Consider the following 25297-nt stretch of genomic DNA (forward strand, 5'->3'; position numbering starts at 1 on the left):
TTGTCTGCTCTATCGTTTCAGGCTGTATACCCAACAGATCGGCTGCTATGCTTTTTAATTCCAATGCCTTATTCTTTTTAAAATTACCCGATAATACTATTGGAATATCGGAGCCGGACTTGACCCGAACAGGGCAGGCCAGAACAACCAAGCCGTCGAATTCCTCCAGCGGATAGCCTGTATCACCCACATCATCGGCATCGAATATCCATGTCTGCTGTCCCGTGCCATCAGCACCTATTTCCATATCCCCTAAAACAGCCACCTGATCGCCCTCGGCAGTAATCATCGCTATTACGTATCTTTCCCCCGGCTGTGCCGGTAAACGCATGTCCTGTACATATGTAAGTATTCTACCTTTATGATCCCGGATCTCCAGCTTGACATAGCCTGCTGCAGCCTTTCCTTCTTTCAATCTGTAACCGCTTTGAGCTTCTTGCAAGATTATATAATAACGACTGTAACCCCTTCGATTTCTAACCATGATATCATCCTCCCGAATACAAGTTTTCAATAAAGTATATGCAATATATGGCCAAATTGTGACATTATCAAAGAATTGTACTGTAAATATAAATCTGTTATAATTGATAGGACATCCAATTTATATAGGAGAGGATAAAAGATGGATAAGGATTTATCGAGATTATGGAAAGGATTTTGGCAGACAGCCGATCCCAAGATATGGGTGGCATCTACAATACCCATGATCACAGCCGCTATCCTAGCATATGTTTTTGAGAGGACTTTTAATATTTATTGGTTTATACTGACATTGATAGGCATATATTTGATCGAAATAGGCAAAAACGCCATAGGTGAATTCGCCGACTACGAATCTGGCGTGGATTTGTACGTTGCGCCAGATAAACGAACCCCTTTCAGCGGCGGCAAAAAAACCATCGTCGATGGCGTGCTGACAGTAAATGAGAATAAGGCCATAGCGGCGGCCACTTTTGCAACGGCCGCTATAATAGGATTATATATATCTTTTGCACGAGAACCCATGATACTCTGGATAGGGTTGGCAGGATTTGCCTTAGCTATAATGTATAACATGCCGCCGTTTAAGCTATGCTACAGAGGATTGGGCGAGATAACCGTCGGTACCGCATTCGGCCCATTGGTGATGGCCGGCACATATATGGTACAGACCCACACCTACAGGATAGAGGTGCTTCTGGCCTCTATAACGCTGGGGCTGCTGATAGCCAACGTGCTGTGGATAAATCAATATCCGGATTACGAAGCCGACGCTCAGGGCGGTAAGCGTAATTGGCTGGTACGCATGGGCAAACAAAAGGGGCTTAGAGTATATAAAGCTTTGTTTATAGCATCGTATATACCCATAATAGCGCTTATCTTTGTAACGAGCAATCCTGTCTGGCTTATATGCTTTATAACTGTTCCGCTCGTTTACCGCGCCTTAAAAGTGGCCGGACGGTATTACGACGATATACCACGTCTAATGGAGGCCAACGCCAAGACCGTCCAGATATACCAGTTAACAGGACTAACCCTTGTAATTTCCTCCATAACAATGCTGTGGCTGTGATATTATACGTGTATCCTCATCCATTATTATGCCCATCGCCGTGCCGGTATGGGCCACATTGACGCCGTATGCCCCCGCCTTCAGCGCTATATCGATTACCTCGTCCAGATGGGGCTTATGCAAAACGCTTTGGTATAACCGAGCGCTCATTATAGCAGCGCACCCCATAGCCGCCCAGTCGCCCGCACTTATGCCGCTACGCAATCTATCATAGACCGCGTCGATGCGAGGCACATAGCCGCGCTGTCGGTGAAAGCATATGGTATCGACCGAACCGATACCTTCCAATACCAGCACCTTTAGCGGCGGTACGCGGCCTAGCGTTTCAACCACACACCCATTCATAGCATCGAAAACCGCAAGGTCCTCATACAATATACTGTCGGTAGGCTCTATAGCCGCCGCTATGGCTGCTATTTCGTTCGATGCCAGCTTATAACCGAAAAATGCCGCAATCGCCGCGGCGGTAGCCCCTATATCGGCCGTACTGCTGCTCATTCCCTTTCCCAAAGGCAAGGACGAGCACCTTATTATCTCGAACGTCCCCCATTCATCTCTCGGTATCCCGAGATATTTCAAAACGGCATTTACCGTTTGCAATATTTTGCGATGTGAGCATATACTACCAGAGCTACTCGGCCTTACGGTTATCTCAGAATAGCGATCGATCGGATATGACACCAGCAACTCGCGGCTTCCTATCATGCCTTGTATAAGCTCACCGCACAAGCCGGGACATATGGCAGTGACTTGTTTTCGGCTCATACAAACCCCTCTATAGCTTTTATAAGGCGCTCATTGCCGGCTTTATCCCTAACCGCCACGCGAATATAATATTCATTTAAACCATCGAAGTTAGAAGCATTTCTTACCAATATATGATAATTCATGAGATGTTGCTGCAGCAAATCCGCGGTAGCGTATTCACGCTGCGATTTTATAAGCATAAAATTGGCTTGGCTCGGATACACGAGCATACCATCGACGGTTGATATCCTCTGCTGGAGCAAATACCTCTGCTCTTTCACAAAGCGGCGCGTTTGCAGCATGAATTGGCCGCTTTTTAAGGCGTACGTACCCGCCAACGCCGCCATAGCGTTTATGCGCCACGGCGGCTGTATATCGCTCATCATTTCTTTGACGCGGCGGTCAGCAATACAATAGCCGAGGCGCAAGCCCGGCATGGCAAAGAATTTTGTAAACGCCCTGACTATGCATAGGTTCGGATAATATTGCAGTACGTCCACCATAGAAGTATGAGGATAATCCTCAGTAAACTCTATAAATGTCTCATCCAAAAGAACATTTACCCCGTATCTTTTAGCACAGTCCAATATATTCGTCAATTCAGCTTTATCGAGTAATCCTCCGGTGGGATTATTGGGGTTGCATAATATCAACATATCGTGTTTGCCTCGGCTCAATACAGCGCACAGCATATCCGTATCTATGGCAAGTCCTTCGGCCATCGGCCAGATATCCGCTTGCGCTCCAGCCACAGCGGCCGCTCGCTTATATTCCGAAAATGTAGGCGATGGTATGAGTGCGCGCTCCGGTTTCATAACGCGCATATAATCGTATATTATATCTATAGCGCCGTTGCCCAACATTATAAAGCCTTCATCGATATCCAAATAATCAGCCAATGCCTTGTAAAGCTGCGTATAACGAGGATCCGGATAATGCAACACAGCCTGCCAATTATTTTCAAGATACTGCACCAATCCGGGCGGCATGCCCAGCGGATTTATATTGGCGCTGAAGTCCAATATATCATAAGGCGATATGCCCCATCGACGCGCCGTATCGTATATATCGCCGCCATGTTTTATATCGCCCATAATGCAAGCATCCCTGTTATAAGCGCAAGAATCGACACAATCTTCATAATGCGCACGGCCTCGAGTATATGCGACGGCTCTATAGCATTTAGTTCCTGCCCGAGCACAGGCTTGTTCACCAGTTTACCTCCGTAAGTGCTCGGCCCACCGAGCATTATGCCAAGAGCACCGGCCATCGCAGCTTCGGGATAACCGCTATTTGGGCTTTCATGGTGCGAACCTTGTTTAATCATGGTCATGAACGCCATTTTAGGGCTATTCCCTGATAAGGCTGCAGCCGGTGTCATAAGCAGACCGGTTATTCTGGCCGGGATAAAATTAGCTATGTCGTCCAAGCGCGCTGAGGCCCATCCAAAATACCTGTAGCGCTCATTTTTATACCCCACCATTGAATCCAGCGTATTAACAGCCTTATAAGCCATAGCTAACGGTGCCCCTCCTATGAATAGATAAAGCAAAGGAGCCACTATGCCATCGGATGCATTCTCGGCCACGGTTTCTACGACAGCTCGGCTTATCTGATGCATATCAAGGCACTCGGTATCTCTTCCTACTATAAACGAAAGAGCATGCCGGGCGCCATCTATATTGCCATTTTTCAGCAACCGATATATCTTTACGGCTTCATAGCCCAGGCTGCGCGTAGCCAACGTGGTATATATAAATAATATATTTAAAACATGGAATGCTACTTCATTCCATTGACGAGCATATTTTAACATGAAATAGAGCACGGCATAGCTTACGCCCACCGTAATTACCGCCAATACAACGCCGGTTGCTTTCTGCATCGCGGCCGATTTGGCTATCTTTCTGAGCGGCGCCTCCATAAAAGAAATCAATCGGCCTATAAATCGAACCGGGTGCGGAAACCAATAAGGATCGCCTGCCAGCAGATCCAGCACATAACCCAATGTTATATCCAGCATGAAATTACCTCATATGCCCAAAATCTCATATACAGCATCCATATCTATCGATCCGCGCACCACATCCGCCAGTTCATCATACATGCGCTCTCGGCGCTGCGCGAAGGTTTCGCCTCCCGATATCGTTTCGGCCTGCATACCCTTAATATTCTTCAAAGCGTTTATAATACCGTGCGTAAATGCATCGTTATCGAATATGCCATGCAAATACGTCCCGATTATGTGCCCTGTCGCGTCCATAAAACCGTCGGATTGTTCAACGTCCTCGCCTGTCCGGTTGAATATGGACGTGAAAGGATAGGCTTTTGAGCCGGCTGACGTACGGCCTTTATGTATCTCATATCCGTTTACCGTCATGCCGGACAACCCCTTCGTGAGCGGCCCGTCATTTGGCGTCACCTCGGCCACAGCTTGAGCGGTTATCTTTTGGGCATCCATAGTGGTTTCCACATCCAATAGCTTTAAACCCTCTATCTCGTCTATGTCCGATTCTACATGCAATGGATCTCGTATAATGTTGCCTGACATCTGGAATCCACCGCATATGCCCATAACATAACCGCCGCGGTCAATATAATCGGCTATCACAGTTCCCCACCCTGAGCGCTTTATATAAAGCATATCGCCGGTAGTATTTTTGGTGCCCGGCAGAATGAGAAGGTCGGGCATACCCAAATCCTCCGGTTTAGGCACATAGTGCAGATCAACATCGGGCAGGGAGCGCAATGGCTCAAAATCGGTAAAATTCGCTATATGAGGCACATACACCACCGCTATGTCCAGCAGGCCTTTGTGGCTCCTTGCGGCAAATCGATCGGTGGCACCGTCCTCCTCATCTATTTCAGTATGAATAAACGGCACCACTCCCAATACCGGCCGGTGTATTATACCGGTCAGCATATTCAGACCCGGCTGCAGGATTGAAACATCTCCGCGGAATTTATTTATGATAACGCCCTTGATACGCCGACGCTCGCTATGGTCCAGTAATAACATGGTGCCGGCTATAGACGCAAATACGCCGCCCTTATCTATATCGCCTATCAGCAGCACCGGCGCATCGGCTATCTCAGCCATGCCCATATTGACTATATCATCGTTTTTCAGATTTATTTCAGCCGGGCTGCCCGCCCCTTCTATGACCACTATGTCATATTGCTCTGTCAGGCTGGTATAAGCCGACATTATCACATCCTTGAGTTGCGGCTTGAAGGCTTGATATTGGCTGGCCGTCATATTGCCGTAAACGCGGCCGTTTATTATCACCTGCGACCCTATATCGCTCGATGGCTTGAGCAGTATCGGATTCATGGCCACCGACGGCTCTATACCGCAGGCTTGGGCTTGTACCACCTGAGCCCTCCCCATTTCGCCGCCTTCTTTGGTCACATATGAATTCAAAGCCATATTCTGAGACTTAAATGGAGCAACGTTATAGCCGTCTTGATGAAATATACGACATAAAGCTGCGGTTATCAAGCTCTTGCCAACCGATGAACCGGTACCTTGTATCATTATAGTTTTAGCTCTCATCAAGGCACCTACCCTATCCGTTTCAAGCAGGCAGATATTTCCGACGGCGGCTGTCTTACAGGGGCTATACATATGGAACCCGTCGACTCATCATGCCATATGCTTACAGTCACATTGTATACATCGCTTATAAGCTGTTCGGTTATAACATCTTGCGGGCGTCCGTCTGCTATAATCGAACCGCTTTGCATGAAAACCACTTTATCGCAGAATTGAACAGCCAGATTTATATCATGCAACACAACTATAACGGTCAGGCCATGATGATCCGCCAATCGCCTCAGCAAATCCAATATCTCCATTTGAAATTGCAAGTCGAGATGGGCCGTAGGCTCATCCAGCATCAATATCTCGGGTTGCTGGGCCAAAGCGCGCGCTATCATCACGCGCTGTAATTCGCCGCCCGACAGCTCGGTTATGCTTCTTTCCCTAAACTGCCATGTGCCGGTCATATCCATGGCCTGCTTGACAGCATTCATATCAGCGCGGCTCTCAGACTGAAACCCCTTCATATACGGTATACGGCCCATCATCACGACATCCATAGCCGTAAACTCGAACTCAGCGGTCGTATTCTGAGGCACATAGGCTATTTTGCGGGCCAACATGCGACGGCGCATAGTAAAAACATCGACGCCATTTAACAATATCACACCCGACTGTGGCTTTAACGCCGCCGATATATGCCTTAACAGCGTAGTTTTGCCCGAACCATTCGGGCCTAGTATGCCCACCATGCTGCTTCTTCCGACGGCCAAATTCAAATGCTCTATTACCTTCGTTTGGTCGTATGCACAGCTTAAATCGCGTGCTTCCAATATATACTCCATACTATCAACCCCTATATGTTGCATTCCTGTTTCGCACCAACAGGTAAAGGAAGAACGGCCCGCCCACCAAAGACGTTATAATGCCTACGGGTATTTCTATCGGCGCCATAAGCGTACGGGCCAATGTATCGCTGATTATCATGAATATAGCGCCGCTTACGACAGCGGCAGGTAAAAGACGCTTATGATCGGGACCGGTAAACAACCTGACCACATGAGGTATTATAAGGCCAACGAAACCTATAATACCGCTGACCGAAACGGCGGCGGCGGTTATGATGGAACCTATCACCAGCAGCAACCTGCGGACTTTATCGACATCTACGCCTAGGTGTAAAGCCGTCTCATCGCCCATAAGCAAAGCATTCATCTCCTTCGACATAGCTAACAGCACAACGCCGCCGATCAAGATGATAGGAAATGAGATATATAGCGAGGTCCAACTCGCGGTAGCAAAGCTGCCCATCGTCCATAACACTATGCTCTCGAGTTTATCGTGATTTAATATCATCATAAAGGATACCATGGCCGATAAGAACGAGCTTACGGCTATACCTGCCAGCAACAGCGCCACCATGGACGATTTTTTCCCGGCCCGGCCTAATGTATATACCGCGGCCATAGTCAATACCGCTCCTATGAAAGCTGCTATCGTAGAACCCGCCAGCCCCATGAATCCGCTTCCTATGCCGAATACGATAGACAGTGTTGCGCCGAATGACGCTCCTGATGACACCCCGAGCACATAAGGATCGGCCATCGGATTTTGCAACAGTCCTTGAAATGCCGTACCAGCCGCCGCCAGACCCATACCCACGGTCGCGGCCAGCAGCACGCGCGGCAGGCGTATGCCCCATACAATGCTGTAATAAGCGTCATCATATGAAACATTTACCAATTGCCCCACAACGGGCAGCGGCTTTATCAATACACCGAAAGCATCAGCCATAGCAATGTCTGCAGCACCAAGGGATATGGCCAATAATATGGATAAAAACAATATAACGACCATGACCAGCATGAATACGCTAAACAATACGCGACCTTTATTTTTCATAAACGCACATTATTCGAATATCTCTGGGTGTATGGCCTTGGCCAATTGTTCCAGCGCCTGATCTACTCTCGGACCCAAGCGGTTGACTATATCGGCGTCCAATGAATATATCTTATCGTTCTTTACGGCATTGATGTTTTTTAGCGCCTCTATATTCTTTATATCCTCCGGACTGCCGGCATGTTCTGTGGTTATTATTATATCGGGATTCTTTTCGACAATTTTCTCCACGCTATATTGAGCATAACCTTCACTGTCATCGGCCACATTAGTACCGCCGGCCATAGCTATAAGCTCGCTTATAAACGTGCCCTTGCCGGCTGTAAAAAACCCGTTTATATCAACATTAAAATAAACCTTTGGCTTATCCAAAGAAGCTGTCTTATCGGCTATAGCTTTCATATTGCTCTTAAGCTTTTCCACCAATTGCTCGGCTTGCTGCTGCGTGCCCGTGACCTTACCCAGCACGTCGATGGTCTCATACAGCTCTTCCAAGCCGGCCGCTTCAGAGGAAATAACCGGTATTTTAAGATCCTCCAGTTTCTTTACGGCATCATCCTGTATATAACCGCCGGCCACCACCAAATCGGGCTTAAGCTGGGTTACAAGTTCTATATTAGGGCCGTTAAAATCGCCTACCTTTTTTATGGCGTTTGCTTGTTCAGGATAATTTGAGTACTCGTCTACGCCTACTACTTTATCACCCAACCCAAGGGCGAACAATATTTCGGTATTGCTGGGCGTCAACGATACTATCGATGCCGGTTCCTTCTCTATGGTAACGCTACGGCCTTTTACATCGGTAACCGTGACCGGATATGCTGCTGAAGATTCCTGGGTTTGTTGCTCCACAGGCTCTGTTGCATTGTCGGCATTTGGTTGTTCCGAAGGCTGCTGAGCAGCACAAGCTGTTAAAGCCATCATAATTATAACGATTAATATCGATAAACTTCGTTTCAATTTTCTCATATTACTTTAATAGCGCGATAAAACCGCGCATTTCTCCTTCCTGTTCTTTTATATTTTTCTCCGTTGATTCACACTAAAAAAGCCCTTCAACCATAAGGCCGAAAGGCATAGATAACATCCATATATATCCCTCCCCTATGGCTCGTAGGTTTGATGGGGCATGCACCGGTCCGGTATCCTGGCTCGGCATCATCGCTCTGCTGCGCCTTCCCGAAATACTTCATTATACTTTACGCCTTTAGACATATCAAATAATTTTTTTGCCCTTATGGCGCTTATCTTGCATATATAATAAAATCCTTTCTATGTAAAAACGCAAAAAACCCGCTAGCCCTTTAAAGCACTGGGCCAGCGGGTTTTTAAGCATCTTCACTGTAAAACTCAGGTAATTTACGGTATCATTATGATTGTTCTTGTTCGTTATTTCCCTCATCTTCGATTTCTTGTATCGCCGATTTAGTCTCCATTACGGCCAACACAACTTCATCGGGATTAGAAATTACATGTACATTTTCCGGAACATTTATATCGGCAACTTTTAAACTTTGTCCTATTTCCATATCCGATACATCGATTTCTATAGCTTCCGGCAGGCTGTCTGGCAAACATTCCACATCCAATTCATCCAACTGAAGCATTACCAGCCCACCCTTGCTCTCTATCAGGCCTTCTCCTTGAATACGTATAGGCACTTTCGTCTTTATGACCTCGTTCATGAGTATATGTTGAAAATCCACGTGCTCGTACTGTGTACCCATTAAATCATGTTGCACGTCCTTTATAACAGCGGCCAGCGTCTGCCCGTCAATATTCAGGTTCAGCACCGCGTTACGGCCATGTTTGGATATAATCTCACGAAGCTCTTTGACAGGCACTTTTACATTAATCGGTGCAATACTTTTGCCATATACCACACCTGGTATCATGCTGCTTCTGCGCAAGCGCCCCGCAGCTCTGCTGCCTGTTTCTTGTCGTTTTTCTATTGCTAAAGCTATTCTTTCTGCCATATTCTATCTTCCCCTTTCTTATGTATACTGATTATATGTTACCACAATCTGTTCATATGCTCAAGCTCTTATAGTCACTATTTCCATATTTTCTATAGCGTGTTGCTCAAGGCCTTCTATATCCAGCAATCTTTCGGATTGCTCTATCATTTCCAATTTGGGTTTAGTGACCGGATGCCGCGGCAAAAATACTGTACAGCAGTCCTCATAAGGCAATATAGAGGTTTCATATGTGCCTATCCTTTTAGCCGCATCCATTATCTCTACTTTATCGAAAGCTATGAGCGGCCTTAATACCAACATATCGACCGCCGCCTCAGTAACAGTCAGGCTGTCCATCGTTTGGCTAGCCACCTGACCGATGCTTTCGCCGGTCACAATAGCCTTGCAACCATTTTGCACGGCAAGTTTCTGGGCTATTCGCATCATGAAGCGCCGCGTCAAAATGGTAAGCTGATTATCAGGGCAACGCTCATATATGGTTTGTTGTATATCGGTAAACGGCACCATATGGATTTTTATAGGGCCGGTATAACCGCTCAATATACGGCATATGTCCTCGACTTTATCCCTTGCCCGTTGGCTGGTATATGGAAAGCTGTAGTAATGCACCGCTGACAATTCCACGCCTCGCTTGGCTATCATATATCCGGCTACCGGGCTATCTATGCCTCCCGATATAAGGAGCATAGCCTTTCCGGCAGTCCCCACAGGCATACCTCCGGGACCGTCTATGCGGTCATAATATATATAAGCGTTCTCGCGTATTTCAATATTCAATACCACATCGGGCGTATGAACGTCTACTTTTAGACCGTCGATGTTTTCCAATATATGACCGCCGACTTCTCTGCTTATATCCGGCGATTTATAAGGAAATGTTTTATCTGAACGCCGGCTCTCAACCTTGAAAGTTGTATTGCCGGCTTCATATGCGCGCTTCATCTGCTCGACGGAAACAGCCTTTATGACATCCATATCCTTGTCCGCTTGTGCCGCAACGCTTATCGAAACTATTCCGAAAACTTTCCTTATTCTGGCTATAGCTTCATCTATCCGCTGCGGCTCGATGCCTTTTACGTAGAAACGCCCCTCGCCTTTGAGCACCTCGGCATTGTCAAATCCTGCTAATGCATGCCTTATGTTCCTGACCAGTGTATTCTCAAAAAAAGGCCTGTTGAGGCCTTTAAGATGTATCTCCCCGTATCGTATCAATATAACGATATTGTCCAAATCCTACCTCCTGCTAAAACGCATCAGCGATGGCACTATGTGCCTCACCGCATCTATAGTATATTCTATATCATCTTGGGTATTCAATGTTGACAAACTGAACCTTATAGCACTTTCGCATGAGGCTGTCGGCAAGCCCATGGCTTTGAGCACATGGCTCACCTTTTGTTTTCTCGATGAACAAGCCGAGCCCGTGCTGACATATATGCCTTCCTGCTCCAAAGCATGAACCAGCACCTCTCCTCTCACCCCATTGAAAGAAATATTCAATATATGCGGCGCGCCCTTATCCACATCCGGCCCGTTTATGTTGGCGTTGGGCACAGCCTCCAGTATGCCTTTGGCCAGCATCTGTTTCAAATTTAAAAGATAATCGGCGCTTTCAGCAGAAAGCGCACCGGCCGCGGCGGCAAAGCCCGCTGCTCCGGGAACATTTTCCGTACCCGAACGGATATCCCTTTCCTGACCCCCGCCGTATATTATAGGTTTAATCCTTACGCCATCGCGCATATACAGGGCTGCTATACCTTTGGGGCCATGTATTTTATGTGCGCTGATGGTCATAAGGTCAGCAAATGGTATAAGGGGCTTCAAAGATAGTTTGCCGTAAGCCTGTACAGCATCGATATGAAAGATGATACGATGATCACATCTTTTTAATAGCTGGCCTATATCTTGTACCGGCAATATTGAACCCACTTCATTGTTTACGTACATAACGCTCACCAACACAGTATCGTCCCTTATAGCGGCGTTCATCTCGTCCATATCGATGTTGCCGTACCGATCCGCGCCTATATACGATACGCTGAAACCCTCATCCTCCAGCGCTTTAAAAGTATTGAGCACCGATGGGTGCTCAATACTGGTAGTTATCAAATGCTTGCCAATGCGAGCATAAGCATGGGCTACACCTTGTATGGCCAGATTGTTGGCCTCGGTACCGCTGCCTGTAAAAATAATGCTTTTATCATCCGCTCCAATAGAATCAGCTATAATATGCCTGGCATATTTCAGAATCCGCTCGGCCTCAATACCCTTTTGGTGCAGCGACGACGGATTCCCGTAGCTGCGCAAAAAGCATTCGTCCATATCTTGTACTGCCTGAGGCAGCACCGCTGTAGTAGCACTGTTGTCAAGATATACCTCTTTTGGCATCTCAGATATTAACCTTTTATCTTTATATTTCGCGGTATATATGTCTTAAACATATTCAAAAGCTCTTGGCTGGGCTCAAACAGCAAAATGCTCTTTACACCGTCATGATTAAACAAACCATAATACAAGCGATCGGCATCATTATTTCTGAAGGCCTTATATACCTTCATGTCTTTCATGCTGTTAGCCAGCCGCTTATAGCTGTCGTCGGATACCGGTGCTATACTCTCAAATTCCTTGGCGTTAGCCGACAACAATTTCTTGCGTTTATTATTCATTATAACGGCCGCTATGTCCAGCTCTCCGTTGGTAAATGTGTATTCGTATTCGGTGCTCTGTTTATTGCGAGTCACATACGATAAATAAGTCAAGCCGCCAAAAGCCACAAGCAATATAGCCGGAGCTATTATCATGGTAAATTGGCCGGTTAAGAGCAGCGGCAGTATATTCATCAGCATAAACAACGCCAGTATACCAAAGACTATCATGCCTAAATAGCTTAATACATACAGCAGCGAATCCATGGTGGTCTTATCCTTCATAACCACCTCTTCATGAAAATTATCCATTAAATGGAATCCGCCTTTTTTAAGAAAATCACTTTCCATTATATATACGCACCTCCTCAACTGTTTTCATTATAGCATAAATGTGCAGCATGAGCAATACGGCTTCAAAAACAAAAAAGCAGTATCTATACTGCTTTTTTGTTTTTGTCGGCTATTTTCATCACCTTTTTGCCATCATAATACCCACAATACGGGCATATGTGATGAGGTAATTTTTCTTTATGGCATTGGGGACATTCCATCACCGTCGGAGCGCTCAATTTCCAATTGGCTCTTCTCTTATCCCTTCTAGCCTTTGAAGTTTTGCCTTTAGGTACCGCCATTATCGTTCACCTCCATTTTTATCAAACCAGTTGCTCAAACCAGCAAGGCGCATGTCGGCGTTATCGCGCTCACATTCGCAACGCTGATAATTGAGATTGACTCCACATTTTTGGCATAAGCCCTTGCATTCCAATGTACATAGAGATTTCATGGGAATTTCCAGTACTATATCATTGTATACGATGCTGTCTATATCCAGATAATTCCCTTCATAAATATTGAGAACGTCCCCATCAGAAACAGCCGTATGCGCAAACTCTTCTTCCAACTTTATAAACAGCGGCCACGCGAATGTTTCAAGGCAACGATCACACCTCAGCAGTATAGCACCTGTTATGATCCCTTTCATATTCAATATGCCGTCGCTGTTATTTATAGTTCCCTCTACATGCACACTCCACGGTAATCTCCAGCTATCAGCATTTGCTACAAACTCATCGAGTTTGCCGTCCACTGCAAAGTCCATGACTCCGCTTTCTTCTTCGAGCAGTGCGCTAACATCTATGCGCATCAATTTTTATCACCTCTCTTGGGGAAAATACAACATCATTCATTATATAGACTAACATAGGCTCTTGTCAAGTATTGAATTTTGGTTCATATCATTCTATAATAATGTCATGTATGAAATAGGAGGAGGTATTCAATATGACGCAACGAGAAATGGCCCGCTTAAAAATCATACATCAAACAATAGACAAAGTCATAACCATCAAAGAAGCCGCTGAGCTTCTAGGCCTCAGTGAACGCCAGGTAATAAGGTTGAAAAAAGGCGTTTTGGAAAAAGGAGATACGTTCATCATACACAAAAACAGAGGTCGAAAGCCCAAGCATGCTTTCTCTGATGAATTTAAAAACACTATCGTTGACCTTAAAAAAAGCGAGGAATACAAAGATGTAAACTTCAGCTATTTTGCCGACTTGCTTGCGGAAAAAGGTATCAAAGTAAGCTATTCTTCTATATATAGGATTTTAAGAGAGGCGGGCATTAGCAGCCCCAGAAAACACCGTAAGCGTAAAGCCCAGAAAGGATGCCCCGAAAAGATATATAAGTCCAGATAGAGAAACGTTGGCATTTCGTTTGCAAACGCAGTGAAAATAAAAATATAACAGCTTGCTCAATGCCCGCAAACCGCTGTTTCAAGCCATTTTTAGTGGTCGGGATGACAGGATTTGAACCTGCGACCTCATGGTCCCGAACCATGCGCGCTACCAAGCTGCGCTACATCCCGATTATATAGAATTATATATCCGTCGCCTATGCATTAGCATAGCTGACGGAACTTCTCAATACTCTAATATTATATCATCAGCAAAAAGATAATGCAAGATGTCTTCCGCGAAAATACCAGAACCGCTTCTAGAGAGGCTTGTCGACTTCAATTAGTATTTGTGACAAGCTGATGGAATTATTATCTGAACACCCAGCAATGGCATATCTGAAAACTTATAACTTATAAGAAGAACAAACGGCTTCTTTTTGCTAGCATATCCTCGCAAAAAGAAGCCGTTCACCCATATAAATAAATGGTAGCCCTAAGGGGATTCGAACCCCTGTTACCGCCGTGAGAGGGCGGCGTCCTAGGCCGCTAGACCATAGGGCCATATTTTGTGGCTGCGGGACTAGGATTCGAACCTAGACAGCATGATCCAGAGTCATGAGTGCTACCGTTACACAATCCCGCAACGCATCAGCAATTGTTATTTTAGCATAAGCCAATACAAAATGCAATAGGCTATGCCAACTTTTTTATATATTCTATAGCGCGAGCCATGCGATCCAATGTTTTCTCCTTGCCCAACAGCTCCATCATGTCGAAAAGCCCTGGCCCTACTGTGCGCCCCGATATAGCAAGCCTTGTGGGATGAATGATATCAGCTCCTTTTATACCAAGTTCGTCTATCAGTGCCCTATAAGCCGCTTCGGTAGAAGCCGCATCGAATTTATCCAGCCGCTGCAATACCGACCGACCTTTTTCCAGCAGCTCAGCTACCCCTTCTTTCAAAAAATGCTTTTTTACGCCGGCCTCATCAAATTCAAAATCGTCTGTTAAAAAATATGAACAGGCATCGGCCAGTTCCACCAGCGTACGCGTTCTTTCTCTGACAGCAGCTACTACGCGCTTTAGATAATCGCGCATATCAGGCGATATTTGCTCCGGCAATAAGCCTTTTTGCCGCATGAACGGTATGGATAGATCCACAAGGCGATCTATATCGATGGAACGTATATAGTTGCCATTTAGCCATGTAAGTTTTTTGGTATCATATATGGCGGCATTTTTGGATACTTTGGCCAGATCAAACTGCTTTGCGCATTCCTCCATGGATATCATTTCCTGATCGCCTTCCGGAGACCAGCCCAGCAATGCTAAATAATTTACTATAGCCTCAGGCAGATAGCCCTGATCGCGGAATTCTTCTACCGAAGTAGCACCGTGGCGTTTGCTCAATTTGCTTCTGTCCGGCGCCAGAATCATAGGAACATGTGCAAACACCGGTGCATTATACCCTAACGCCCGGTATACCAGCAATTGCTTGGGTGTGTTAGACAAATGTTCCTCAGCCCTTATCACATGGCTTATCTCCATAGCATGGTCATCTACAGCGCAGACAAAATTATACGTCGGCATCCCGTCTGATTTTTGTATTATAAAATCATCCAGCAATGCATTGTCAAATGTAACGGTACCTCGTATAACATCCTCAACCACTGTTACCCCTTTAGTAGGTACTTTCAATCTTACCACCGGATTGCGCCCTTGTTCCCGCAAAGACTGTTGCTCCTCGACGGTAAGGTTGCGGCAGCGCCCATCGTAGCGTGGTGCTTTACCCTCTTTTACGGCCTGCTGGCGTCGTTGTTCCAATTCTTGCTGAGTGCAATAGCAGTAGTAAGCCTTATCTTCATCCAGCAATCTTCGTATTTCTTTTAAATAAATGCCCAAACGTTGTGACTGAAAATACGGGCCATAATCCCCTCCTACATCGGGGCCTTCATCCCAGTCTAACCCCAGCCATCTCATACTGCTTATTATCTGTTCTACCGAATCCTCCTTAAGGCGTTCTCTGTCGGTATCTTCTATACGCAATATAAACCTGCCATCGTTATGGCGGGCAAACAACCAATTAAAAAGAGCAGTTCTGGCACCGCCTATATGCAAATATCCGGTAGGGCTTGGTGCGAATCTCACTCGTATGTCAGCCAAGTTATTCTCTCCTCTAATCTCTGATAATAAAAAAAGAAGTATTGGTGGGATTAACAGGGATCGAACCTGTGACCTCCACGATGTCAACGTGGCGCTCTAACCAGCTGAGCTATAACCCCATATGATACTTCTCTCTCTAAGTCAGAAGTCGGAAGTCAGATGTCAGAATCTATGCTGGAGAGATTCTTGCTGGAAGTAGTAGAACCAAATAATTATCCGGTCATATCATTTCGCTTCCAATGAGGTATACTAACGACTTTGGTCTTTCTTATCCGACATCCGACTTCTGACCTCCGACCTCCAATGGGCATCTTAAATTCCGAAAATAGTTATAAAAACTAACGATACACATAGGAATAAAGAAGTGGTATAATGGTGAAAACTAAATTGCAGGAGGATTTTATGGTTACAAAAGAACAGATATTGGATGCTCTGAGAAAGGTGATAGACCCGGAGATAGGTAAAGACATTGTGGATCTTGGCATGGTCCATAATATAGGTATAGACGATGGGCATGTTGTCGTCGATATACATTTAACCATAAAGGGATGCCCGTTGCAGAACAAAATACGTGACGATGTAATAGCTGCTATTTCGGCATTGACCGGCGTTAAAAGTGTTAAAGTTAATATGGGTGAAATGACAAACGATGAGAAACAAGCTCTTAACAAGCGATTCGGCCAGAAGCGCGAGGCATTGTTTGAAAATACCCATGTAATAGCAGTTGGCAGCGGCAAAGGCGGCGTAGGCAAGTCGACCATAACCGCCAATCTGGCATTGGCACTGCATAAGCTCGGATATAAGGTCGGGCTTATAGATACTGATATACTCGGCTATAGCATACCCAGGCTGCTAGGTACCAAGGGCAAGCAGGCCACCGCCATCGACAAGCATACTATAATGCCTATAGAAGCCCACGGAATCAAAACGATATCTATGGGTAATTTCATGCCCGAAGAAGATGTAGCGCTGATATGGCGCGGGCCTATACTCGGGGGTATCCTAGAACAGTTCTTCAGCGATGTCTATTGGGGCGACCTGGATTATTTGGTTTTAGACCTGCCACCGGGTACAGGCGATGTACCGCTCAGCGTATTACAACGAATACCCACTTCAAAGTTGCTGTTAATAACAACACCGCAATCTTCGGCCGCTCATGTGGCAGGGCGTTTGGGCAATATGGCCGAAAAAGTCAACGTTGATATGCTCGGTATAATAGAAAATATGTCATACTTCATATGCCCTAATTGTTCAGCCAAACACTACATTTTCGGTCAAGGAGAAACCGAAGCTATAGCCAAGATATTAAATACAGAAATTTTAGGCCAAATACCGCTGGATATTGAGATACGCCAGGACAGCGATAACGGTATACCTACGGTATTGAAGGAAGGCGATGATTCGGCAAAGATATATATGGGCATAGCCGAACGCATTGCTGAAAAATTGCCTGTTTCATGCCCTAAAAATGATTGAGCGGGATGTTCTCCCGCTTAGTCATTCATCTTCATTTTGGGCATTGCGGCACTCGCTGCAATATCCAAAGAATTTCAACCTATGGTCGGTTATATAGAAATCATAATCGACCTCTATAAGTTTCTCCAGACGTTCTAAGAAATCCTCTTTAACTTCTATCACCTTACCGCATTTAATGCATATCAAATGGTGATGTTGATGATCCTCGTTATGATGATTTAATTCATAACGCGTCTTGCCATCGTCAAAATCCACTCTATATATAACATCCATTTCTTCCAACAATTGAAGCGTTCTGTATATGGTGGCCAAGCCTATCTCCGGATATTTCTTTTTAACCTGTTCATATATCTCTTCAGGGGTCATATGTTTACCCTCATTTTCCACTATAGCATCCAACGTAGCGCGCCTTTGAGTGGTAAATTTATAGCCCTTCTGTTGCAGCTGTTGTTTTAACATCGTTGTATTAGTATTGTCCATAATCGCGCACCTTCTTCTCAATTAGAAATAACATAATATAGTATATGCGCAAATTATATATAAGTCAATAGAGGCCAAGCCTTTTCAATTAACAAATATACTGGATGCTATATCTTTATCTATAGCTATTTGAGTATAGCCCACCTTTATAACATAGGAAGGAAAGCTCTGCACCAATTCCACGTCACTGCCCACCACTATGCCCAGGGCCATCAACTTGCGGACAGTATCCTGATCGTTCATGTTCAACGCCATAATGGCAGCTTTTTGCCCCGTTTGCATATCGGCTACACTTCTCATAAGCGCTGTCCCCTTGACTCGTTTTTTGCCGTTGTTGCTTTTTTCAAAAACTTGGGCAACTTTATCGGCTCAACCATTTCATAGCCGCAATTCGGGCATTTTATTTTATGGCATGTTCGGCTGAAAGGGCATCCATTGCATCCCTTTTCAGCTTCGGCCATTTCAAATTCATAACCGCAAAACGGGCATTTTAACGATTGACTCATATTATGACACCCCCAGCAATATCAGTATCTTATTGAGCACATACCCAACGGCAAAAGCGAAAGGAATGATAAAAGCCACTATACCTAATGTAGTCTTTGCCCCGCGTTCCTTCCACATAACAGAGAACTGTGCTATGCACGGCACAAACAGCGTTAGAGTAGAGGCTGACACCGCTAACTGCCTGCTGCTTAACAATCCGGCCTTCTGCAGGTCATATAAGCCTCCCGCTCCATAATCGCGCCTGAAGAAACCGAACAAGAATGCCTCGGCAGCCTCACCCGGCAGACCAAGAGCGCGCATAAGCGGTTCCAGCCAGCTTATTATAAGACCAAATAAACCAGTCAGGTTTCCAAACCATATGATAACGCTGGCCAGTATAAAGAGCGGCATTACTTCCACGAAGTACCATTGCATACGGGTATAGGTTTTCATCCACACATTGGAAAGGCTGGGCCAGCGCAGCGGCGGCACTTCCATAAAGAAAGCTGGACCCTGTCCGGGTATTATTTTGGCGGCCAGAAAACCGATCAGCAACAACGTGCCTATAACGACCACTATCCATGTTACCATGGCCGCCGTATCGCCCGAAAGCAGACCTAATACGACGCCCAACTGCGCCGAACACGGTATAGCCAGAGCAAGCAACAATGTGGCTATCACCCGTTCACGTTTGGTTTCCAGCGTCCTGGTTACCACCGTGGCCATGGTATCGCATCCAAAACCCAACGTCATCGGTATTACCGCTCTGCCGTTGAGTCCTATCTTTTTAAATATCCTGTCCAGCAGCATGGCTATCCTGGGTAAATAGCCCGAATCCTCTATTATTGAAAACATGAAGAAGAATGTACCCACAATAGGTAAGATTATAGCTACAGCATATCTTAAACCCAACGTGATGATGCCATAATCCATGCCTATCAGATCGCGCAGCGCCGGCCATGGAATATATTGGGTCAGTAAGCCGTTTATCCACGGGTTTATATATTGCTCAAATATCGTACCTTCTATAAAGTCCACCATCACGCCGGCTCCGAATACACCGACGAATTGATATAAACCAAAATATAATACAACTAACAATATCGGAATACCTGTAATTGGACTCATAGTAAGGCGGCTTAAATGTTCGGCAAATGTCTTGCTTTTAGACCCGTTCCCGCTATCAACCACGTCATCGGTTATAGCCCAGGCAAGTTTTTGCCTTTCCATCGCCATTATATAGCTTAAAGGTTCGTCATAGGCTTTCTGCGTCTCGCTTATGATATCAGATATCCGCCGCCAATCACCGCCTTCACGCCGGCTTATCATATCCTTTATCTCGTCATCGCCCTGAAGGAGTAAAACGGCTATAGAACGCTTTGATATATTATACTCCCTTTTGAGCAAACATATTATATCCTCTATAGCCCTTTCTATCGTTTGGTCATACCTTATTACATCAGGCTGCGATACTGCCGACATAATCAGCTACCTCCTGCTTCAGCTCTTTTATCCCTCTATTCAATGCAGCAGAGGTAACTACCACAGGTATGCCCAACTTCTGTCTCAACTTGTAAGCATCTATTTTTATACCTAACCTTTCGGCCTCATCCATAACATTCAACACGAGGATTACTGGCAGACCGGCTTCTATAAGCTGCAAAGTAAATGGGAGCATGCGTTTTATATTTTTAGCATCTACAATATGCAATACCACATCAGGCCTTTCTTCCAAAAGAAGCCTTCTGGCTATCCTTTCTTCTTCAGTTATGGGCATCAGCGAGTACATTCCCGGCGTATCTATTATTTCAAACTCGCAATCTCCTATGCGTCCTTTCCCTTTTGAAATCTCTACGGTAGTGCCGGGGTAATTGGATACCGTAACATATTTACCAGTTAATCGGTTGAATATTACGCTTTTGCCCACATTGGGGGTACCTACCAGCGCTATCTTGGGCAGCCCTTCGATATGCTCATTGCCGCTTGTATGACAACTTTTATCATTCGCCTTTTTAGCCATTGACGCAAACCCTCCATCTATATTCAATATTGATAACTATTATCAATTTCTATTTATAGTATAATCATAATGATAATCATTGTCAATAGCATGAACAAAAAATAAATGGCACATCGTTCAGATATGCCATTTGTCATCATGCTATTTTATTCATCGTCATCCTCATCGTCGTCTTCATCTTCATCGTCATAGAGATCTTCCTCAGCGTCCTCTTCCTCGGATATAATTTCCATATAAGCATCGTACACTGCCTGCATTTCATCCTCGTCGTCTATGGAAACATATATATCCTCGCCACTGTCATCTTGTTCTATCTTCAATACTATGGCCTCATCTTGGTCAAGATCCTCCATGGGCTCCAACGGAGACAACAGAACATATTCTTTATCATCGATTTCCAACGTAAGTATATGTTCGAATTGAACCTCATTATTATCCTCATCTATAAGGGTTACGATATTTTCTTCGTCAACCATAACGGTACCTCCATCCATCAATTTGATGTCATTTTATACTAAAGCTATCCAACTGTCAATCTTTATTTTTGGTTATGCGCAAGCTATCCAAATATCCTTGCAGTATATACACAGCCGCCATCTTATCTATGACCTTTTTACGCTTTACCCGACTGACATCGGCTTCTATCAACGAACGCTGAGCCGCTACTGTACTCAGCCTCTCATCCCACAACACTATATCAATGTCATGATCCATATAATCAGCCAACCTTTGTCTAAATACTATCATCTTTTTGCCTTGAGGCCCTATACTGCCGTTCATGTTCTTAGGCAGCCCTATTACTATGCACTGAACCCCGTACTTCTGACATATGTCGGCTATATGCTGCATATCGTCCTCCGGCCGCTTGCGCCTCCACGTCTCCATCCCTTGAGCCGTCCAGCCCAGTTCATCACTGATCGCTATACCTATCGTATTGTCCCCTACATCAAGCCCTAATATTCGCATGATAGGATTATTGGCCTTTATGAGCGTCTATATAAAATCTAAGCAGTTCGCTGAGCAGTTCATCCCTATCCAGCTTATGTATAAGCGCTCTGGCATTATTGTGGCTGGTTATATAACTTGGATCGCCGGATATAAAATAGCCTACCATCTGCACTATCGGGTCATATCCTTTCTCTTCAAGCGCAGCAAATACCTGCATCAGTACTGCCTTAGCCTGTGCGCTGTTATCGTCTTCAATATTAAATTTCATGGTTTTTTGTTCATCATTGCTCATATTGTCTACCCACCCTCTCAAAATATACGCTTATATCATACCCTATATACCATTATTTTTCAAGCTCAACACCAATTTTTCTAATATCATAAATTGATTAAAGGATGTTGATTTCATATTCAAATCGGCTTGCAGACAATATCTCAATGCCTCGGCGATTTGCGGCTTATCGAATTTTTTGAGCTGGTTTATATAGTTATTAACTGCAAAAATCGGCAGCTTTAATTGGGATGATATTTCCCTTGCACTGTATCCTTTATCCAATAGAAGCCTGCATTGCAGCAATATCCTGAATTGCCTGGCTATCATGGATAGCATGCCTATGGGAGATTGTCCTGACTCCAACAACTCGTTCATATGGTATAGTGCCTTGTCCACATCTTTTTGTCCGATAGCATCGACCATTTTGAATATATTGGCCGACGATATACGCGTAACCACCGCGTCTATATCTTGTGCGCATATCACATGGGTTTCGCCTGCATAATCCGCCACTTTATGCACCTCATGCGCCAGCGTCTCCAGTTCGCTGCCGGCCATCATAGCCATATATTGCGCATCTTGAGGTGATATGGCTTTACCCAATCGTTTAAAAGCCGTCCTTATCCATAATATAAGTTCCTTATCCTTAAGCGGGACAAAATCCACAACCACGCCATATTTGCCTATAGCCTTAAAAAGCGCCGTATTCTTGCGTATATCGCCTCGACAAACGAATGCCATGCACAGATGCTCCGGTATGTCAGCAACGTAATCGATCAAGCGCTTGCGGTCCTCCGTATCCGCTCCACGTCCCATAAGCGGAGCATAATTGCGGATTATCACAAGCCTCCTTCGGCCGAATAAAGGGAGGGTATCCGCGCAAGCCAATACATCATCCACACTCGCAGTTTCCCCGTCCAGAACTGTCATATTCATATCACGCACAGCCCCATCGAGCAATGTATCTTTCAGTTGTGCGATTGCTTGCTCTTTTACATACTCTTCCTGACCGTAAAATAGATAAAGCCGCGCTATATCTCCAGCCTTTAAGCTGTTAAAAAACTCTGTATGGTCCATATGCTATCATCACCTTTCGATTACGGTTTCAACGCTCACATTCCAGCCATCGGTAACTATGCTGACAGCTCCATGTTTATCAGTCCGATATACCTGTGCGCCGGCATCGTAATATCGCCGTATAACATCGTCGCTCGGTTGCCCAAAATTATTACTGCCCACCGATATAACTGCTATGTCTGAATTTACAGCGGCTATAAAGTCATCGGTACTCGATGTGTCGCTGCCATGATGAGGCACCTTTATAACAGTGCTCTCTAAATCGGCATCCTGGAGCAACTTATTTTCAGCATCGGCTTCTATATCGCCCGGCAATAGTAATGAAAAATCCCTATATTCTAATTTTAGCACCAATGAACTGTTATTGCCACCATCAAAAGACGGTTGTGCCGGCGGATATAGCACCCGGAGCACGACACCATCATCCACCTCGATTCGGTCGCCTTGCGCCAGCTTTACAACGCGCACACCTTTGTCAAGAGCGCTGCTTAAAAATTCCTCATCGTATATGCTATACAGGACGGTATCCACCCTTAATTCGTTCATTATAGAGGCCAGACCGCCCATATGGTCCGAATCCGGATGAGAATACGCCATCAGATCGAGGCGCATTATGCCGTTGTGCCTAAGATACGGCAGCACTATGCTTTGGCCGGCGTCAAATCCGTCATCCACATAATCTATGCGGTTGCCGCCATCTATAAGTATATTCTTATGCGACGGTGTGCTTATGAAGATGCTATCGCCCTGTCCCACATCCAAAAATACCACTTTTAATCTATCATTGTCCTGCCATATATCAATCGTTTCCATAGTTACGATAAATGCCAAAGCAACTGCAACCGATGTTATCTGCCGTTTACTCATGCGCCGCCACAAAAAAGCAGCGCATATAGTTATGTAATAAGCGACTATGAGCAAAAGCGAAGGCGATGGTACATTTACAGCCATCCACGGTATATCGGCCATCGCTAACGTAAATATATTGACCGATCGCAATATAATGTATAACGGGTAAGCTATTGCAGATGCCACGACAGGGAGGATGACCCCCAACGCCGACAATGCCAATCCTGCTAAAAATATAAAGCCATTAAAAGGTATTATGGCTATATTGGCCAACAACGACAAGATGGGCACCTGATTGAAATAATACGCTATAATGGGCAAAGTAGCGATTTGCGATGCCAATGTGGCCGCACATATCTCGGCCAAAACCTTTGGCATAAACCCTGCCAAAAGACCTTCTATCGGTTTGTATATGCTCAAGAGGGCTGCCGTAGCGGCAAATGATAGCATAAAACCGATATTGTATATATCCAGCGGGTTTATGATGAGGATGATGATAGCGGCTATAAATAGGCTATTTAGCGTATCTGCTTTCCTATTCAGCAGCCTGCCTCCCAATAATACCGACAGCATTACGGCGGCTCGCGATACCGATGGGGAAAGACCGGATATTGCGGCATATACCCATATTGCAGCCATAACTATGCCATCCGCAAAGCGTGGTTTGCTATTGAAGGGCTTGAATATAAAGTAAATGATAAGCGGTATAAAAGCCACATTCATGCCCGAAACGGCCAATATATGAGCCATACCGGTAGCACTGTAGGCCTCGCTTATCATATCTGGCATGTCGGCCGTGTACCCGAATAGAATGCCTTTTAGCAATGTATTTTCGGGATACGGCATAAACCTGTCTACGCTATCCGTAAGGCTCTGCTTGATGCTCATGAAAAGATCCGATATGGAATGAACGCCTTTAGAACCTAAATATGAAACATCATGGCTATTGACCGACATTATATGATATATATCCTGCCCCTTGAGGTATGCTTTATAGTCGAAACCTCCGGGATTGCGCCGACCGGATGGTATCTGAATCTCGCCCTTTGCCATTATGCGGTCACCGCAGCGGTATGATGGTTGTTCATCATCATAGTATATCGTCAAACGCACTTTGGCCTGACTATTATCAACAGCCAGCGCATAAGAAGCCTTGGATTCAGCATCTGAAAATATATTTATGATCGTTCCTGTCAGCGAAACGTCTTTACCTTCTAACGGCTCCAAACCATCGCCCGCAACATGAAAGCTATACTGGAATTTCATTAAACCAAATAATACGAATAAGATGCATATAGCCGATATAACAGCCATATCTGACCGCTTCATAAAAAATACGGCTGCCATCAACAATATAATAACAGCAGCCGCCCATACGATTGTACTCGACACATAAGGAACTGTGCAGCCCAGCAATAAGCCGCTTATATAACACAGGCATACGATTATGGCAGGTCTTTTAAACCTCACCTTTCT

At 45.2% G+C, this 25297-nt stretch carries 28 protein-coding genes and 4 tRNA genes; 3 read left to right on the top strand and 29 right to left on the bottom strand.

Annotated features, from left to right (window positions below; all coding sequences use genetic code 11):
• Window positions 1-484: hypothetical protein (locus tag JG770_RS07780; RefSeq protein WP_291957382.1), on the bottom strand; the 484-nt coding region annotated here is incomplete at its 3' end.
• 141 nt (window positions 485-625) lie between these two features.
• Here JG770_RS07780 and JG770_RS07785 point away from each other — a divergent pair.
• Entirely contained in the window at window positions 626-1555 is a 930-nt protein-coding gene (locus JG770_RS07785) for a prenyltransferase (RefSeq protein ID WP_291957385.1), read from the top strand.
• On the opposite strand, the gene JG770_RS07790 is transcribed toward JG770_RS07785, so the two are convergent.
• The 13 genes from JG770_RS07790 to JG770_RS07850 all read right to left on the bottom strand — a co-directional run bounded on the left by JG770_RS07790 (window position 1514) and on the right by JG770_RS07850 (window position 13516).
• Window positions 1514-2320: a hypothetical protein gene (locus JG770_RS07790; RefSeq protein ID WP_291957388.1), complete on the bottom strand. Its 807-nt coding sequence runs from the start codon at window positions 2318-2320 to the stop codon at window positions 1514-1516. The genes JG770_RS07785 and JG770_RS07790 overlap by 42 nt on opposite strands.
• Window positions 2317-3396 (bottom strand): threonine-phosphate decarboxylase CobD, encoded by a 1080-nt coding sequence (cobD, locus tag JG770_RS07795; RefSeq protein WP_291957391.1) that lies wholly within the window; start codon window positions 3394-3396, stop codon window positions 2317-2319. Before cobD ends, JG770_RS07790 begins: the two co-directional genes overlap by 4 nt.
• On the bottom strand, window positions 3384-4325 hold the full coding sequence (cbiB, locus tag JG770_RS07800) for an adenosylcobinamide-phosphate synthase CbiB (protein ID WP_363320971.1): 942 nt from the start codon (window positions 4323-4325) through the stop codon (window positions 3384-3386). Before cbiB ends, cobD begins: the two co-directional genes overlap by 13 nt.
• Window positions 4326-4334: 9 nt before the next feature.
• On the bottom strand, window positions 4335-5858 hold the full coding sequence (locus tag JG770_RS07805; RefSeq protein WP_291957394.1) for a cobyric acid synthase: 1524 nt from the start codon (window positions 5856-5858) through the stop codon (window positions 4335-4337).
• Window positions 5859-5866: 8 nt separating this feature from the next.
• On the bottom strand, window positions 5867-6688 hold the full coding sequence (locus tag JG770_RS07810) for a heme ABC transporter ATP-binding protein (RefSeq protein WP_291957397.1): 822 nt from the start codon (window positions 6686-6688) through the stop codon (window positions 5867-5869).
• A gap of 4 nt (window positions 6689-6692) precedes the next feature.
• Window positions 6693-7745: an iron chelate uptake ABC transporter family permease subunit gene (locus tag JG770_RS07815; RefSeq protein ID WP_291957400.1), complete on the bottom strand. Its 1053-nt coding sequence runs from the start codon at window positions 7743-7745 to the stop codon at window positions 6693-6695.
• Window positions 7746-7754: 9 nt separating this feature from the next.
• Window positions 7755-8705: an ABC transporter substrate-binding protein gene (locus tag JG770_RS07820; protein ID WP_291957403.1), complete on the bottom strand. Its 951-nt coding sequence runs from the start codon at window positions 8703-8705 to the stop codon at window positions 7755-7757.
• 410 nt (window positions 8706-9115) lie between these two features.
• Window positions 9116-9721 (bottom strand): 50S ribosomal protein L25, encoded by a 606-nt coding sequence (locus tag JG770_RS07825; RefSeq protein ID WP_291957406.1) that lies wholly within the window; start codon window positions 9719-9721, stop codon window positions 9116-9118.
• 60 nt (window positions 9722-9781) lie between these two features.
• Complete coding sequence (gene thiI, locus JG770_RS07830) at window positions 9782-10954, bottom strand: tRNA uracil 4-sulfurtransferase ThiI (RefSeq protein ID WP_291957409.1); 1173 nt, start codon at window positions 10952-10954, stop codon at window positions 9782-9784.
• A 3-nt stretch (window positions 10955-10957) separates the two neighbouring features.
• The gene (locus JG770_RS07835) at window positions 10958-12112 is read right to left on the bottom strand and encodes a cysteine desulfurase family protein (protein ID WP_291957412.1); all 1155 of its coding nucleotides are present in this window, start codon (window positions 12110-12112) and stop codon (window positions 10958-10960) included.
• Window positions 12113-12120: 8 nt separating this feature from the next.
• On the bottom strand, window positions 12121-12720 hold the full coding sequence (locus tag JG770_RS07840) for a DUF6106 family protein (RefSeq protein WP_291957415.1): 600 nt from the start codon (window positions 12718-12720) through the stop codon (window positions 12121-12123).
• A gap of 86 nt (window positions 12721-12806) precedes the next feature.
• A complete protein-coding gene (rpmF, locus tag JG770_RS07845) occupies window positions 12807-13004 on the bottom strand; it encodes a 50S ribosomal protein L32 (protein WP_291957418.1) in 198 nt (65 codons plus the stop codon).
• Window positions 13004-13516 carry a DUF177 domain-containing protein gene (locus tag JG770_RS07850; RefSeq protein WP_291957421.1) on the bottom strand — a complete coding sequence of 171 codons (513 nt, stop codon included), beginning with the start codon at window positions 13514-13516 and terminating at the stop codon, window positions 13004-13006. The genes rpmF and JG770_RS07850 overlap by 1 nt, the downstream gene beginning before the upstream one ends.
• Window positions 13517-13653: 137 nt before the next feature.
• Here JG770_RS07850 and JG770_RS07855 point away from each other — a divergent pair, with 137 nt between their 5' ends.
• Window positions 13654-14067 carry a helix-turn-helix domain-containing protein gene (locus tag JG770_RS07855; RefSeq protein ID WP_291957424.1) on the top strand — a complete coding sequence of 138 codons (414 nt, stop codon included), beginning with the start codon at window positions 13654-13656 and terminating at the stop codon, window positions 14065-14067.
• Window positions 14068-14160: 93 nt separating this feature from the next.
• Here the strand turns inward: JG770_RS07855 and JG770_RS07860 are convergent.
• The 5 genes from JG770_RS07860 to JG770_RS07880 form a co-directional block, all read right to left on the bottom strand.
• A tRNA-Pro gene (locus JG770_RS07860) sits at window positions 14161-14237 on the bottom strand.
• Between the two features lie 296 nt (window positions 14238-14533).
• Window positions 14534-14609, bottom strand: a tRNA-Glu gene (locus JG770_RS07865).
• An 8-nt stretch (window positions 14610-14617) separates the two neighbouring features.
• Window positions 14618-14691: transfer RNA gene (locus tag JG770_RS07870), tRNA-Gln, on the bottom strand.
• A 50-nt stretch (window positions 14692-14741) separates the two neighbouring features.
• A complete protein-coding gene (gltX, locus tag JG770_RS07875; protein WP_291957427.1) occupies window positions 14742-16211 on the bottom strand; it encodes a glutamate--tRNA ligase in 1470 nt (489 codons plus the stop codon).
• A gap of 42 nt (window positions 16212-16253) precedes the next feature.
• Window positions 16254-16330, bottom strand: a tRNA-Val gene (locus tag JG770_RS07880).
• 283 nt (window positions 16331-16613) lie between these two features.
• Here JG770_RS07880 and JG770_RS07885 point away from each other — a divergent pair.
• Complete coding sequence (locus JG770_RS07885) at window positions 16614-17687, top strand: Mrp/NBP35 family ATP-binding protein (protein WP_291957430.1); 1074 nt, start codon at window positions 16614-16616, stop codon at window positions 17685-17687.
• 21 nt (window positions 17688-17708) lie between these two features.
• Here the strand turns inward: JG770_RS07885 and JG770_RS07890 are convergent, their stop codons facing one another.
• From JG770_RS07890 to JG770_RS07935, 10 genes are all read right to left on the bottom strand, one after another.
• A complete protein-coding gene (locus tag JG770_RS07890; protein WP_291957433.1) occupies window positions 17709-18167 on the bottom strand; it encodes a Fur family transcriptional regulator in 459 nt (152 codons plus the stop codon).
• 84 nt (window positions 18168-18251) lie between these two features.
• Window positions 18252-18467 carry a FeoA family protein gene (locus JG770_RS07895; RefSeq protein ID WP_291957436.1) on the bottom strand — a complete coding sequence of 72 codons (216 nt, stop codon included), beginning with the start codon at window positions 18465-18467 and terminating at the stop codon, window positions 18252-18254.
• On the bottom strand, window positions 18464-18673 hold the full coding sequence (locus JG770_RS07900) for a hypothetical protein (protein WP_291957439.1): 210 nt from the start codon (window positions 18671-18673) through the stop codon (window positions 18464-18466). The genes JG770_RS07895 and JG770_RS07900 overlap by 4 nt, the downstream gene beginning before the upstream one ends.
• Window position 18674: 1 nt before the next feature.
• Window positions 18675-20135, bottom strand: coding sequence for a ferrous iron transporter B (locus JG770_RS07905; protein WP_291957442.1), 1461 nt, complete (start codon window positions 20133-20135; stop codon window positions 18675-18677).
• Entirely contained in the window at window positions 20113-20673 is a 561-nt protein-coding gene (locus JG770_RS07910) for a FeoB small GTPase domain-containing protein (protein WP_291957445.1), read from the bottom strand. Before JG770_RS07910 ends, JG770_RS07905 begins: the two co-directional genes overlap by 23 nt.
• Before the next feature lie 146 nt (window positions 20674-20819).
• Window positions 20820-21149, bottom strand: coding sequence for a DUF1292 domain-containing protein (locus JG770_RS07915; protein WP_291957448.1), 330 nt, complete (start codon window positions 21147-21149; stop codon window positions 20820-20822).
• 55 nt (window positions 21150-21204) lie between these two features.
• Complete coding sequence (ruvX, locus tag JG770_RS07920; RefSeq protein WP_291957451.1) at window positions 21205-21639, bottom strand: Holliday junction resolvase RuvX; 435 nt, start codon at window positions 21637-21639, stop codon at window positions 21205-21207.
• Window positions 21640-21646: 7 nt separating this feature from the next.
• Window positions 21647-21913 carry an IreB family regulatory phosphoprotein gene (locus JG770_RS07925; protein WP_291957454.1) on the bottom strand — a complete coding sequence of 89 codons (267 nt, stop codon included), beginning with the start codon at window positions 21911-21913 and terminating at the stop codon, window positions 21647-21649.
• 42 nt (window positions 21914-21955) lie between these two features.
• Window positions 21956-22972, bottom strand: a complete 1017-nt coding sequence (holA, locus tag JG770_RS07930; protein WP_291957456.1) for a DNA polymerase III subunit delta — start codon at window positions 22970-22972, stop codon at window positions 21956-21958.
• A 9-nt stretch (window positions 22973-22981) separates the two neighbouring features.
• Window positions 22982-25291 carry a DNA internalization-related competence protein ComEC/Rec2 gene (locus tag JG770_RS07935; protein ID WP_291957458.1) on the bottom strand — a complete coding sequence of 770 codons (2310 nt, stop codon included), beginning with the start codon at window positions 25289-25291 and terminating at the stop codon, window positions 22982-22984.
• Between the last annotated feature and the right edge of the window lie 6 nt (window positions 25292-25297).

It is taken from the genome of Mahella sp., from assembly GCF_020054945.1.
In the GTDB taxonomy this organism is placed as follows: domain Bacteria; phylum Bacillota; class Clostridia; order Mahellales; family Mahellaceae; genus Mahella.